A 13,561-nucleotide genomic window follows, 5' to 3' on the forward strand; every position below is an offset into this window, starting at 1 on the left:
GAGCTGGCCTGCCAGCGATGGCGGCCTGATAGCCGACGTGGCTCTGGCTGATTGAGTACATATCCATTGCTGAGGTAACGGCGGCTGATGGTTTCGCCCTGACGGCCGACTCCCTTTGGCAAACGCCGGAGTGCCGGCCCAGCCCAAAGGAAGCAAAGGCTCGCCCCAAGCGTCCGGCCCCTCGCTAAGGCTCGGCGTTCCTTCACTCCGGCATTCATCCGGGGGCATTGCCCTCCGGTTTGCTTCGCTGCACCTACATGCAATGTGTGCGGCTGCGCCGCACGGCGCTGCGCGCCAGTCCCCGGATGAACACCTCCACTCAGCCTCCCGAAAGGGGCGGGCAGAGCAAAATCAAAAGCCATCCGAGGCGGCCTGATAGCCGACCTGGCTGTGGTGGATATGCGTTCCTCTGTACCGGAGCAGAGCATTGTGGGAGCTGGCCTGCCAGCGATGGCGGCCTGACAGCCGACCAATCTCTCGCGGATGTACCCAAACCCTCTGTGGGAGCGGGCTTGCTCGCGAAGGCGGCCTGATAGCCGACCAGTCTCTCGCGGATGTACTCGGATTTCCTGTGGCCTATTGGGTCAGCGCAGGTCCCTGTAGGAGCGAGCTTGCTCGCGATGGTGGTCAACGATGACGCTGGGTGCCTGATGCCACGCGGTGTTCTCCAGTGCATCGCGAGCAAGCTCGGCTCCTACAGGGGGTGGTGGTGTTCATAAATTCTGTGTTGTGCACGCAACCTGCGGGGTTTACCCAGCGCCTGCGGATCGACAACCCCCGATGATCATTTTTTGTCGCCCATCGCTTGCGTGTCTTCTTTGACCCTCAGGCACCGTGATCAGGCAGAGCACACCTGACCGGAGCCTAATAATGATAAGAAAAAGCCCGGCCACCGCCGCAGTCCGTCCACGACTTGTCCGGCCTGGCCACACCCGTCCGCATCCCCTCGCATTGGCGATGTTGGCGGTGCTTGCGGGACCTTCGTCCGCCACTACTTTCGACCTCAATGAGGACTGGAGCCTGTCGACCAAGACCACGCTGAGCCTGGGCAGCAGTTGGTCGACGCAGAACCCTGACAAGAGCCTGATGACCCGCGCCAATGCCTTGCAGGCGCAGGGCGTGAATGCCAATGGCACCAGCGTCAGCGCCGACGACAACCGGCTGAATTTCGAGAAGGGCGATCCCATTTCCCAGGTGTTCAAGGGCCTCACCGATTTCAGTCTCGATGGGCAGGGCCAGGGGGCGTTCGTTCGCTTCAAATACTGGTACGACCACGCCTACGAAACCCGTAAGGCGCGCTTCAAGGATTTCGATGATTCGGGTTGGGACGACCTGGCCAAGTTCAAGGGTTTCGAGATGCTCGATGCCTATGTCTGGAAAGACTTCCAGGTGGCCGATCATCCGTTGAACGTCAAGGTCGGCAACCAGGTGTTGTCCTGGGGTGAGTCGCTGTTGATCCAGAACGGCATCAACGTGATCAACCCGCTGGACGTTTCGGCGTTCAACCGCCCCGGTGTGGAAATCAAGGAAGGCCAGTTGCCGGTGGAGATGGTCTCCTTCAGCCTCGGCCTGACCGACACCACCAACCTCGAAGGCTTCTACCAGTACAACTGGCGCCCCAGTGTGCTCGACGGTTGCGGCACGTTTTTCGCGGCCAGCGATGCGATCCAGAAAGGGTGCGGGCCGCTGTACCTGAGCCAGACGCTGACCGACCAGCAGATGCAGGCCGCCGGGTTGTACGCGACGACGCGGGGCAATGAATCGCCTTCCGACAACGGCCAGTTCGGCTTCGCGCTTCGGCAGATGATCCCGGCGTTGAACGACGCGGAAGCGGCGATCTATTTCATCAACTACCACTCGCGCCTGCCGTACTTCACCCTCGATGCGAAGAACACCTCGATCCCCGGCACCTTCCCCGGCGGCATTCAGGCGCCGAGCTACGCGGCGGCGTTTCCGGAAAACATTCGTCTGTACGGCATCAGCCTCAACGGCGTGGAACCGGTCAGCGGGATTTCCCTGGCCGGCGAGCTGAGCTACCGGCCGAACATGCCGGTGGCGATCAACGCTCCGGACATCAACGTGGCGGTGATCACCGGCGCGGCGGGCAGTTCCTGGGTCGAGCTGCCGGCAGGGTTCAACATCAACCGTGGCGACCGCTTCGACGGCTGGGAACGCAAGGGTGTGTGGCAGGCGACCGCCTCGGCCACTCAGGCTTTCGACAACGTGCTGGGCGCCACCCGCCTGAGTCTGTTCGGCGAGGCCGGCGCGGTGCACATCGACGACATCGGCGACGAACGCCTTGGCCGCAACGCCGCGTTCGGCCGCAGTTCGACGCGCAACGGCACGCCGTGCAACACCGTGGCCTCGGGCGTCACCAACCAGTACTGCACCGACAAGGGTTTCGCCACCGACTGGTCCTGGGGTTATCGCCTGCGCGCCAGCCTGGAATACAGCGACGTGCTGCCCGGCATCAACCTGATTCCGGCGGTCAACTGGCGGCATGACGTCGAGGGCTATTCCTACGATCCGCAAGGGCCGTTCCAGGAAGGCCAGCAGGCCCTGGGCCTGAGCCTGACCGGCGTCTACATGAACGACTACAGCGTGGAACTGGCCTACAACGCCTTCTTCGGTTCCAACGACTACAGCACCCTCGACGATCGCGATTTCGCATCCGTCAGCTTCAAGGCAGACTTCTAAGGAGAACCATTATGCGTATGCAATTGTGCGTACTGGCCCTGGCCTGCACCGTCGGCCTGGCTCAAGCCAAAGGCACCGATTCGGCGGCCCTGGGCAAGAACCTGACCCCCATGGGCTCGGAAATGGCAGCCAATGCCGACGGCAGCATTCCGGCCTGGACCGGTGGCCTGGCGAGCAACGCCGGCACCGTCGACAGCAAGGGCGGCTACAGCGATCCCTATGCTGCGGAAAAACCCTTGTTCACCATCACCGCGAAGAACGTCGCGCAGTACGAAAAGTTTCTCAGCCCCGGTCAAGTCGCCCTGTTCAAGCGCTTCCCCGACACCTACAAGATGAACATCTACCCCACCCACCGCAGTGCCAATCTGCCCAAGGACGTGTTGGCGCAGAGCCGCGACAACGTCGCCAAGACCAGCATGGCCGACGGCGGCAACGGCTTGCACGACTACGCCCGGGGCATACCGTTTCCGTTGCCCACCGAAGGCCTGGAGGTGATGTGGAACCACATGACCCGTTATCGCGGCGGCAGCTACGAGCGCATCAGCAGCGCCGCACTGGTGCGTGAAAACGGCGCCACCAGTTATGTGCGCAACCAGTCACTGATCAACTTCGCCGACACCGTGGGTGGTCTCGAAGCGGGCTCCAATGTGTTGTTCATGTTCAAGAGCCGGGTGCTGGAACCGGCGCGTCTGTCGGGCGAAGCGGTGCTGGTGCACGAGCCGATCGACCAGGTCGCCGAGCCGCGTTCGGCCTGGCAATACCTGCCGGGCCAGCGCCGCGTGCGCCGCGCGCCGATGATCGCCTACGACAACAGCGCCCGTTACAGCAACGGCCTGATCACCGCCGACAACATCGACGGCTACAACGGCGCGCCGGACCGTTTCGACTGGAAACTGGTGGGCAAGCAGGAGCTGTACATCCCCTACAACAGCTACAGGATCGGCAGCCGCGACATCAAGTACGACGATGTGATCAAGCCCAACCACGTCAACCAGGACCTGGCCCGGTACGAGAAGCATCGGGTGTGGGTGGTGGAAGCCACGCTCAAGCCGGGTGCGCGGCACATCTACGCCAAGCGTCGTTTCTACGTCGACGAAGACAGTTGGCAGATCGCCCAGTCGGACCAGTACGACAGCCGTGGCGAACTGTGGCGCAGCGGTGAACTGCACGCGATCCAGCAGTACGACCATGGCTTCACCTACAACGTGCTGGAAACCTCCTATGACCTGATTTCCGGCCGCTATTACGCCGGTGGCCTGGCCAACGAAGAGACCGAACCGATGCGCGTCGGCTTCGCCGCCAAGACCGACGACTACACCCCGTCGGACCTGCGGCGCTGGGCCAAGTAACCCTTCGCATCCATACCGCAGGCCCCTGTGGGAGCGGGCTTGCTCGCGAAAGCGTTGTGTCAGGCAGCATTGCAGTCGACTGATACACCGCTTTCGCGAGCAAGCCCGCTCCCACAGGGATCTGCGGTGATCTGTCGATTCCACACAGGAGATTTACCGTGCGCTACTGGATATCCGCACTGGCCCTGGGCGCAAGCCTGGGCACTGTCCACGCCACCCCCCTCGATCAACCGCAGGCCAAGGCCCTGGCGCAAGAGGCCTACGTCTTCGCCTACGCCACCGCCGAGCACGACAAGGTGCTCAGCGCCATCGCCGCCAAACTGCCTTTCAACCGACTCTACAGCGAGCCGCGATTGCTCGGTCCCCAGGACAACAAGGTGGTGTCGCCGAACAACGACACCTTCTACTCCCGCGCCTTGCTCGACCTGCGCGGCGAGCCGCAGGTGCTGGACGTGCCGGCCATCCTGGACCGCTACTACAGCTTTCAATTGGTGGACATGCGCACCGACAACCTTGACTACATCGGCACCCGCGCCACGGGTACTCAGGCCGGGCGTTACCTGATCGCCGGGCCGGACTGGCAGGGTGAAGTGCCGGCAGGTTTCAGCGCCGTGATCCGTTCGCCGAGCCGCCTGGTGTTCCTGCTCGGGCGCACCGAGGTCAAAGGCGAGACGGATCAGAAAGCGGCGGCGCAAGTGATGACCGGGTATGCCTTGTTGCCGCTGTCCAGAATAACGGGCGCGGCGCCGGCCCAGGTGCTGCCGTCGCTGCAATTGCCAGCCTACGTCGACACCAAACAAGGTACGGCACAGGTGCTGTTCAGCAACTTCAATGCCTTGGCGCCGTTGCATCGATGGACCGCCAGCGAACAAGCGAAGCTCGCCCGTTTTGCCGCCATCGGCATAAAACCGGGGGCACCGTTCGAGCCGCCCGCCGCGCTGAGCGAGGCGATTGCCGAGGGTGCCGAAGCCGGTCGCGAACAGGTGCGCGTCGCATCCAGTCGGGTCTCGATCGAGCAGCAAGGCTGGTTCAAATCGCCCACCAATGTCGGTAAATTCGGTGACGACGACCTGACCCGCGCCGCAGTCGCCTGGCGCTACATCTACGCCAACGATGCGGTGGAAGCGGTGTACCCGATGGCGCTGCACGATGCTCAGGGGCAAGTGCTCGATGGCCGCCACCGCTATCGCCTGCATTTCCCCGCCGGGCAATTGCCGCCGGTGAATGCCTTCTGGTCGCTGACCCTGTATGACGGCAAGACCCAATTGCTCAGCGCCAACCCGATCCAGCGTTATGCCCTGGGTGATCGCAGCCCCGACTTGCAGTACGACGCCGACGGCGGCCTGACCTTGATCCTGCAAGGCCGCGCACCGGAAGCGGCGCAGCAAGGCAACTGGCTGCCGACACCGGAAGGCCCGTTCAACCTGCTGCTGCGTTTGTACCTGCCCAAGGCCGGCGCGCTGGATGGCAGTTATCAGTTGCCCACCCTTGCGAGGATCGAACCATGAACCTGATTTTCAGTCGCCGCCGCGTGCTGGGCAGCATGGGTGTGCTGGGAGGGAGCCTGATGTTTCCACGCTGGTTGCTGGCCGTCGATTCCGATGACCTGCGCGCGATTGCCCAAGAAGCGTGGATTTACGCCTACCCGATGCTCATGCACTACCAGACCCTGGAAAAGCAGGTGCTCAACCCGGCGGCACCGGAGTACGTCGGTGGCTTCAATCGCTTTCGTCACTACAGCGAGTTGTACACCCCGAACAACCGCGAAATCGTCACACCGAACAACGACACGCCGTACTCCTGGGCCTGGCTCGACCTGCGCAGCGAGCCCCAGGTACTGAGCGTGCCGGCAGTGGCGGACGATCGTTACTACGTACATCAACTGGTGGATCAGTACACCCATAACTTTGCCTACGTCGGCGTGCTGAGTACCGGTCGCGAAGCGGGGGATTACCTGGTCGTCGGGCCTGACTGGCAAGGGCCGACGCCGGCCGGGATCAAGGCGGTGCTGCGCAGTGAAACCGAGATCGTCATGATCCTCGGCCGCACCGGGCTCAAGAACGCCGATGACTTGCCGGCGGTGCGCGCGTTGCAGCAGCAATATCGCTTGCGCGGTTTGCATGAGTACCTCGGCCGTGCGGCGCCGGTCGCGGCACCGGCGATTGCCTGGCCGACGTGGGACGCCAAGACCGGGTTGGGGTTGGACTTTATTCCGGTGCTCAATCAGATCCTTGCCCTGTGCCCGACGCAGCCCTCCGAACGCGCCCTGCGTGAGCGGTTCGCACGAATCGGCATCGTGCCGGGGCAGGGGTTCGATGCAGCGGCCTTACCGGCGGATAAACGACAGGCCTTGCTCGCCGGCATCCAGGACGCCCAGGCGCAGTTGAAAACGGCAGTGGGCCAGGTGCGGACCACCCTCGGCCTGTTCGGCAGCCGTGAAGCGATGCACGGCAATTACCTCAACCGAGCGGTGGCGGCCCATGTGGGTATCTATGGCAACAGTGTCGAGGAAGCGTTCTACACCGGTACGCGTTTGGACAATAAAGGACAACCCCTGCAGGGCGGGCAGCGTTACCGCCTGCGCTTCGCGCCGGGGCAACTGCCACCGGCCAGCGAATTCTGGTCGTTGACGCTCTACGATTTGCCCGACCGGCAACTGGTGGCCAACGCGATCGATCGCTATTGCCTGAGCAGTCGCGACCGGTTGCAGCAGGATGCCGATGGTGGGTTGTCGTTGTTCATGCAGGCTGCGGCGCCGGATCTGCAAAGCAACTGGCTGCCGACCCCTGCGAACGGCCCCTTCACCCTGGTCCTGCGGCTGTACGGGCCACAACGGCAAGTGATCGAACAGCGGTGGCAGATGCCGGTGGTTGAAGTGATTTCCGCGTAATCCCCACCACCGCCTTCGCGAGCAAGCCCGCTCCCACAGGGGATCAGTGTCTTGCACAGCATTTGTGTACGACCCCGACCCAATGTGGGAGCGGGCTTGCTCGCGAAGAGGCCGGCACATTCAACCTCATCGTCGCCGGATACACCGCCTTCGCGAGCAAGCCCGCTCCCACAGGGTGAACTGCAGTGCTCAGCGGGCTTGTGCGCGAAGGCTGTTTTATGGGGTAACGATGTTGAACTGCGGGGCAAAGGTGTCGAGGCTGGCCATCAGTTCGCCGAGTTTCTTGCCGTTGCCCTGTAGCTTGACCAGGCCTTTCTGCAGGGCGGTGGGGAAGTCCAGTTGCTTGAGGCTGATCTGTTCCAGGGTCGCCTTGCTCAGGGTGACGCTGGCATCCGCCGACGGGTTGAGACCGGCGCGGTGGGTCAGGACGCCGTTGCGCAGGGTCAGGTTGAAGTCCTTGTTCTGGTCCTCGAACGTCCAGTTCAGCGTCAGGTCATGGCCGACGGCTTTTTCGCTGTCCAGACGGATCGCCAGGTAGTCGAAGAACATCTCCGGGCTCATCGCCCGCACCATGTCCACCGAAACGCTGCTGCCGGCATGGGGCGGCACGCCGTTGCGCAGTTCCGTCGCGCCGGTCAGGTACATGTTGCGCCAGGTGGCGTTCTCGCTCTGGTAGCCCAACTGTTCGAGGGCCTCGGCCTGGGCCTTGCGACCGTCGTTGTTGTCCGGCTCGGCGAACAGCAATTGGTTGCCCAGTTGCGCCGCCCAGCGATAGTCACCCTTGGCCATGGCCGCACGCATTTTCTCAAGCACCGCGGCACCACCGCCCATGGCCTCCACGGTACGCAGGGCGGTCTCGACCGGCGGCAGCGGATTGAGGTTGGCCGGGTTGCCGTCATAGAACCCCAGGTAACGCTGGTACACCGCGCGCACGTTGAAACTCAGCGAGCCGTAGTAACCCCGGGTATACCACTTCTGATCCAGCGCGCCCGGCAATGCCTTGATCGCGTCGGCGACTTCCAGCGGCGTCATGCCTTGGTTGAGCAAGTGCAGGGTGCGGTCGTTGATGAAGGCGTACATGTCGCGCTGGTCGGCCAGGAAGGTGCGAATCCGCTCGCCACCCCAGGTCGGCCAGTTGTGCTGGGCGAACAGCACGTCGCTCTTGTCGCCGTAGCGCGCCAGGCTGTTGTCCAGGTACTGCGACCAAGCCTTGGCGTCACGCACTTGCGCACCACGTGGCGTGAGGAGGTTGTGCATCATCTGCGTGGCGTTCTCGGCCATGCACAGCGCCCGCAGTTGCGGCAGGTACAGGTTCATTTCTGCCGGCGCTTCGGTGCCCGGGGTGAGCTGGAACTCCACGTCCAGACCGACAATTGTGCGGGTCTCCAGCTCCTTGTCGATCAGGTCGGTGGGCGGGATCAGGGTGATGGTGCCGCCGCTGGGCGTGCTCTTGCCCAGCCCGGCGTCGACCTGGCCTTTCTCGCCACGAAACAGCAGGCTGCCGAACTGGTACTGCGCGCGGCGGCTCATGGCATTGCCGGCGAACACGTTCTCGCTCATCACGTGTTCCATGAACCCGGCCGGGGCGAACACCTTGACTTTGCCGGCCTTGACATCAGCCTCGTCGATCACCCCGCGCACGCCGCCGAAATGGTCGACGTGGGTGTGGCTGTAGATCACCGCCACCACCGGTTTTTTCGGGCGGTTGCGGTAGTACAGGTCCAGCGCCGCTTTGGCGGTTTCGCTCATGGTCAGCGGGTCGATGATGATCAGCCCGTCGTCGCCTTCGATGATGGTCATGTTGGCGATGTCCAGGCCGCGCACCTGATAGATCCTCGGGCTGACTTCGAACAGGCCGGCGTGGGCGTTGAGCTGGGCCAGGCGCCAGAGGCTCGGGTTGACCGACGCCGGGGCCGGGTCCGTGGCGAGAAAGTCATAGGCCTGGATGTCCCAGATGACTTTGCCGCTGGCGTCCTTGACCTGACCCTTGAACGGTGCGATCAGGCCCTTGCTGACCGACTCGTAGTCAGTGCGGTCGCTGAAAGGCAGGTGTTGCAGGACCGCAGTGTTACTGGCGATCGTCTGGGCGCTGGCATCGGCACTGATGTAGGCCGGCGCGTCGGCGGCAACCACCGATTGCGCCAGGCAGGCAGTGATCAGGCAAGCGAGCAGGCCCCGAGGGCTTAAGGCGAAACGTGGCATGGAGTCTCCGTTTTTTATCGTTATGGCTAGACCAGTCTCGAGGGTAGGGGGCGGGCCGGATGCAGGCGCAATCGCCGACGGACAAAAACCATTCAGGGCCGCTATCCTTGGCCCACGCCTATCGAACGGGTTTTCCCATGCTTGAAGTCCAGGACGTCTTCAAAAGCTACGCCACTCCCCAGGGCTCCCTGCCGGTGTTGCAAGGCGTCGACCTGAGCCTCAGGCCCGGCAGCAGCCTGGCGCTGATGGGTGAGTCGGGCAGTGGCAAGAGCACCTTGCTGCACTTGATCGCCGGGCTGGACAAGGTCGATCGCGGTAGCATCCGCAGTGGCGAACATCGGCTGGAGCAGATGAGCGAAGGGCAACTGGCCCATTGGCGGCGCACGGAAATCGGCCTGGTGTTCCAGCAGTTCAACCTCATCGGCAGTCTGCGGGTGGAAGACAACCTGGCGTTTCAGGCACGGCTGGCCGGGCGGCATGATCCGCGTTGGCAGGCGCACCTGGTGCAGCGCCTGGGGCTGGCGGATGTGCTGCAGCGCTATCCGGAGCAGCTTTCCGGTGGTCAGCAGCAACGGGTGGCGCTGGGTCGGGCCCTGGCCTCGCGGCCGCCACTGCTGCTGGCCGACGAACCCACCGGCAGCCTCGATGAGGCCACCAGCGACGAGGTGCTCAAGCTGTTGCTGGAACTGCTCGATGACAGCCCCACCACGTTGCTGATGGTCACCCACAGCCCCAGCGTCGCGGCGCGGCTGGCGGAAAAAGTGGTGCTGCACGGTGGTCGCCTGGCGGCTGTGGACGGGCGCTGAGATGCCTGTTTTTCGCCAGACCCTGCGCGCGCTGTTCAGTCATTGGCGTCAGCATCCGGTGCAGTTTTTCAGCGTGCTGACCGGGCTCTGGCTGGCCACCAGCCTGCTGATCGGCGTGCAGGCGCTCAACAGTCAGGCGCGGGACAGCTATGCCCGGGCCAGCCAGTTGATCGGCGGCGAACCCCAGGCCAGCCTCAGCGCGGTGACCGGGGCCACCTTCGCCCAGCAATGGTTCATCGAGCTGCGTCGGGCCGGTTGGCCGGTGTCGCCGGTGCTGCAGGGCCGGTTGATCCTCAAGGACCATGAAGATCAGCGTCTGCAACTGATGGGCATCGAGCCGGTGTCGTTGCCGGCCGGCGGCGTGGTGGCGGGGCAGGCGATGGCCATCGAGCAAGTGGTCGAGTTCTTCACCCCGCCGGGCAGCACCTGGATTTCGCCGCAGACCTTGCAGGCTCTGGGGCTGAAGGAAGGCGAGCGGCCGCTGGCGTTGAACGGCCAGGCGTTGCCGCCGTTGCGCGCGCAGGCGGACATGGCGCCCGGCGTGTTGCTGGTGGACATCGGTTTTGCCCAGCAATTGCTCGATTTGCCGGATCAGCTTTCCCGCCTGCTGCTGCCCAAGGATTTCACCGCGCCGTTGCCCGATTCGCTCAGTGGCCAGCTTCAGTTCAAGAGCAGCGGTGAAGAAAACAACCTGGCGCGCCTGACTGAAAGCTTCCATCTGAACCTCGATGCCCTGGGGTTTCTGTCGTTCGTGGTCGGCTTGTTTATCGTGCATGCCGCCATCGGGTTGGCGCTGGAACAGCGTCGAGGTCTGCTGCGAACGTTGCGGGCGTGCGGCGTCAGTGCGCGGATGTTGATCGGCTGTCTGGCGGTCGAGCTGGCGGCGTTGGCGCTGGTCGGTGGCGTGGCCGGTGTGGTCAGTGGCTACCTGCTGGCCAGCGTGCTGCTGCCGGACGTCGCCGCCAGCCTGCGCGGTCTGTACGGCGCTGAGGTGGCAGGGCAGTTGAGCCTGAGCCCGCTGTGGTGGCTCGGCGGCGTCGGCCTGGGCTTGCTCGGCGCATTGCTCGCCGGGGCCAACAGCCTGTGGCGGGCGGCGCGCTTGCCGTTGCTGGCCCTGGCCGATCCGCAGGCCTGGCATCAGGCCCACGCGCGCTGGTTGCGGCGTCAGGGTTGGGTGGCGGCGCTGGCCTTGGCGATCGCGTTGCTGGCGCTGTGGCGCGGGGACAGCCTGGCCAGCGGTTTCGTGTTGATGGCGGCACTGTTGCTCGGCGCCGCCCTGGCCTTGCCGGTGGTGCTCAATGCCGTACTCAACGGCTTGCTGGGGCGCAGTCGTACGGTGCTCGGTCAGTGGTTCATCGCCGATTGCCGTCAGCAACTGCCGGCCCTGAGCCTGGCGTTGATGGCGCTGCTGTTGGCCCTGGCCGCCAACATCGGCGCCGGCAGCATGACCGCCGGCTTTCGCCAGACGTTCAACGACTGGCTCGAGCAGCGCCTGACTGCCGAGCTTTATCTCAATCCGCAGAACCCGGCCCAGGCCCGGGAGATGCACGCCTGGCTTGCTCAGCAGCCGCAGCCCACGGCGGTGTTGCCCAACTGGCAGGTGTCGATCCAGTTGCAGGGCTGGCCGACGGATGTCTTCGGTGTGATCGACCATCCGACTTACCGTCAGCATTGGCCGCTGCTCGAAGCCATGGGTGAGCGGCCCTGGGATCGCCTGGTCACGGACGACGCAATGATGCTCAGCGAGCAACTGGCCCGGCGCCTGAACGTGCGCTTGGGCGATCACCTGACCATTGCCACGCCTGGCGGGCCGTGGTCACCGCGCATCGTCGGGATCTATGCCGATTACGGCAATCCGAAGGGCCACATGCTGGTCAACGTCAACCACTTGCTGCGCGGCTGGCCGCAACTGGCGCCCAATCGTTTCAACCTGCGGATCGAGCCGGCGTTGATTGCGCCTTTCGTCACCGCGCTACAGGCCCGCTTCGCCCTGGAAGACAGCCGCATCGTCGATCAGGCGCGGCTCAAGGGGTGGTCGACCCAAGTCTTCGAACGCACCTTCGCCGCCACCGCCGCGCTGAACAGCCTGACGCTCTGTGTGGCGGGGGTGGCGCTGTTCATCAGCTTGCTGACCCAGAGCCAGAGCCGCCTGGGTCAACTGGCGCCGCTGTGGGCGTTGGGTGTGACCCGGCGGCAACTGATGCTGCTCAATCTCGGCCAGACCTGGCTGTTGGCGGTGTTGACGCTGGTGCTGGCGCTGCCGTTGGGCATCGCCCTGGCCTGGTGCCTTGACACGGTGATCAACGTCCAGGCTTTCGGTTGGCGCTTGCCGTTGCGGGTGTTTCCATGGCAGTTGCTGCAGTTGATGGGGCTGGCGTTGGTAGCGACCTTGCTGGCGTCGGCGTGGCCGCTGTATTCGTTGTATCGCACGCAACCGGCCGATCTGCTGAGGACCTTTGCCCATGAGGATTAGGCTTGCGGTAATGGTGTTGGCGCTGGTGCTCGGTGGCTGCGATCAACCGGCGACCGAGGAAAAAGGCTTCGCCGGGCTGGGCAATCAGGCGGCGACGTTCACAGCGGTGGTGCCCGGTCGGGCGTTCAGCTTTCCGGCGGATCACGGCCCCCACGAGGGTTTTCGCATCGAATGGTGGTACGTCACCGCCAACCTCAAGGATGACAGGGGCGAGGCGTTCGGCGTGCAGTGGACGCTGTTTCGCAGCGCCTTGAAAGCCACGCCCGAGGTGGCGGGATGGGAAAACCAGACGCTGTGGCTGGGCCACGCCGCCGTGACGTCGGCGACGGCCCATCATGCCGCCGAGCGCTATGCCCGGGGCGGCGTCGGTCAGGCCGGGGTGAGTGCGATGCCGTTCGATGCGTGGATCGACGACTGGCGGTTTGGCAGTCAGGCGAGTGCAGACGACCCGCTGGCCGATCTTCAATTGAGTGCTCGCGACAAGGCGTTCAGCTACCAACTGCGACTGACGTCGAAGGGGCCGCTGGTGCTGCAGGGGGACAAGGGTTTCAGTCAGAAATCCGAGCAGGGCCAGGCGTCGTATTACTACAGCCAGCCGTTTTTCCAGGCCAGCGGCAGCCTGGAAATCGATGGCCAGCGTTATCAGGTCAGCGGCCCGGCGTGGCTCGACCGCGAATGGAGCAGTCAGCCGCTGACGGCCGATCAGACCGGTTGGGACTGGTTTTCCCTGCACCTGGACAGTGGCGAGCAGGTGATGCTGTATCGGATGCGGCGCAAGGAGGGGGCGCCTTACCTGACCGGGACCTGGATCGACGCTCAGGGTAGGACGCAGTTATTGCAGGGCGACGACATACGCCTGACGCCCCAGGACACGGCCCGGGTGGCCGGGCGTTCGATGCCGGTGCGTTGGGCGATCCAGATCCCGGGCAAACGCCTGGACATCGTCATCAACGCCCTCAACCCCGACGCCTGGATGGATTTGCGCATTCCCTATTGGGAAGGCCCGGTTCAGTTGAGCGGCAGCCATGGCGGCCAGGGTTACCTGGAAATGACCGGGTATTAGCCCACCACACCTGCCGAATATGCCCTTCCCCCCCGTGTAGGCGCGAGGCTTGCCCGCGATGGCGGTGTTTGAGTCAACGGA

8 protein-coding genes are annotated in these 13,561 nt (G+C 64.2%); 7 read left to right on the forward strand and 1 reads right to left on the reverse strand.

What is annotated here, in order from left to right:
• Positions 1-870 precede the first annotated feature (870 nt).
• The 4 genes from B0W55_RS25645 to B0W55_RS25665 all read left to right on the forward strand — a co-directional run bounded on the left by B0W55_RS25645 (position 871) and on the right by B0W55_RS25665 (position 6,936).
• Positions 871-2,697, forward strand: a complete 1,827-nt coding sequence (locus B0W55_RS25645) for a DUF1302 domain-containing protein (RefSeq protein WP_077048712.1) — start codon at positions 871-873, stop codon at positions 2,695-2,697.
• Positions 2,698-2,708: 11 nt separating this feature from the next.
• Positions 2,709-4,046, forward strand: a complete 1,338-nt coding sequence (locus B0W55_RS25650; protein WP_077048713.1) for a DUF1329 domain-containing protein — start codon at positions 2,709-2,711, stop codon at positions 4,044-4,046.
• Between the two features lie 158 nt (positions 4,047-4,204).
• The gene (locus B0W55_RS25660) at positions 4,205-5,554 is read left to right on the forward strand and encodes a DUF1254 domain-containing protein (RefSeq protein WP_077048715.1); all 1,350 of its coding nucleotides are present in this window, start codon (positions 4,205-4,207) and stop codon (positions 5,552-5,554) included.
• Positions 5,551-6,936, forward strand: a complete 1,386-nt coding sequence (locus B0W55_RS25665) for a DUF1254 domain-containing protein (protein ID WP_077048716.1) — start codon at positions 5,551-5,553, stop codon at positions 6,934-6,936. The genes B0W55_RS25660 and B0W55_RS25665 overlap by 4 nt, the downstream gene beginning before the upstream one ends.
• Positions 6,937-7,152: 216 nt before the next feature.
• On the opposite strand, the gene B0W55_RS25670 is transcribed toward B0W55_RS25665, so the two are convergent.
• Positions 7,153-9,138, reverse strand: a complete 1,986-nt coding sequence (locus tag B0W55_RS25670; protein ID WP_077048717.1) for an alkyl/aryl-sulfatase — start codon at positions 9,136-9,138, stop codon at positions 7,153-7,155.
• Between the two features lie 137 nt (positions 9,139-9,275).
• Here B0W55_RS25670 and B0W55_RS25675 point away from each other — a divergent pair, with 137 nt between their 5' ends.
• From B0W55_RS25675 to B0W55_RS25685, 3 genes are read left to right on the forward strand one after another with little or no spacing between them, the layout of a single operon-like run.
• Positions 9,276-9,944 carry an ABC transporter ATP-binding protein gene (locus B0W55_RS25675; RefSeq protein ID WP_077048718.1) on the forward strand — a complete coding sequence of 223 codons (669 nt, stop codon included), beginning with the start codon at positions 9,276-9,278 and terminating at the stop codon, positions 9,942-9,944.
• A gap of 1 nt (position 9,945) precedes the next feature.
• The gene (locus B0W55_RS25680) at positions 9,946-12,417 is read left to right on the forward strand and encodes an FtsX-like permease family protein (RefSeq protein WP_077048719.1); all 2,472 of its coding nucleotides are present in this window, start codon (positions 9,946-9,948) and stop codon (positions 12,415-12,417) included.
• Positions 12,407-13,480 carry a lipocalin-like domain-containing protein gene (locus B0W55_RS25685; RefSeq protein WP_077048720.1) on the forward strand — a complete coding sequence of 358 codons (1,074 nt, stop codon included), beginning with the start codon at positions 12,407-12,409 and terminating at the stop codon, positions 13,478-13,480. The genes B0W55_RS25680 and B0W55_RS25685 overlap by 11 nt, the downstream gene beginning before the upstream one ends.
• The last annotated feature ends 81 nt before the right edge of the window (positions 13,481-13,561 follow it).

This window comes from Pseudomonas sp. KK4 (genome assembly GCF_001984065.1).
GTDB lineage: Bacteria > Pseudomonadota > Gammaproteobacteria > Pseudomonadales > Pseudomonadaceae > Aquipseudomonas.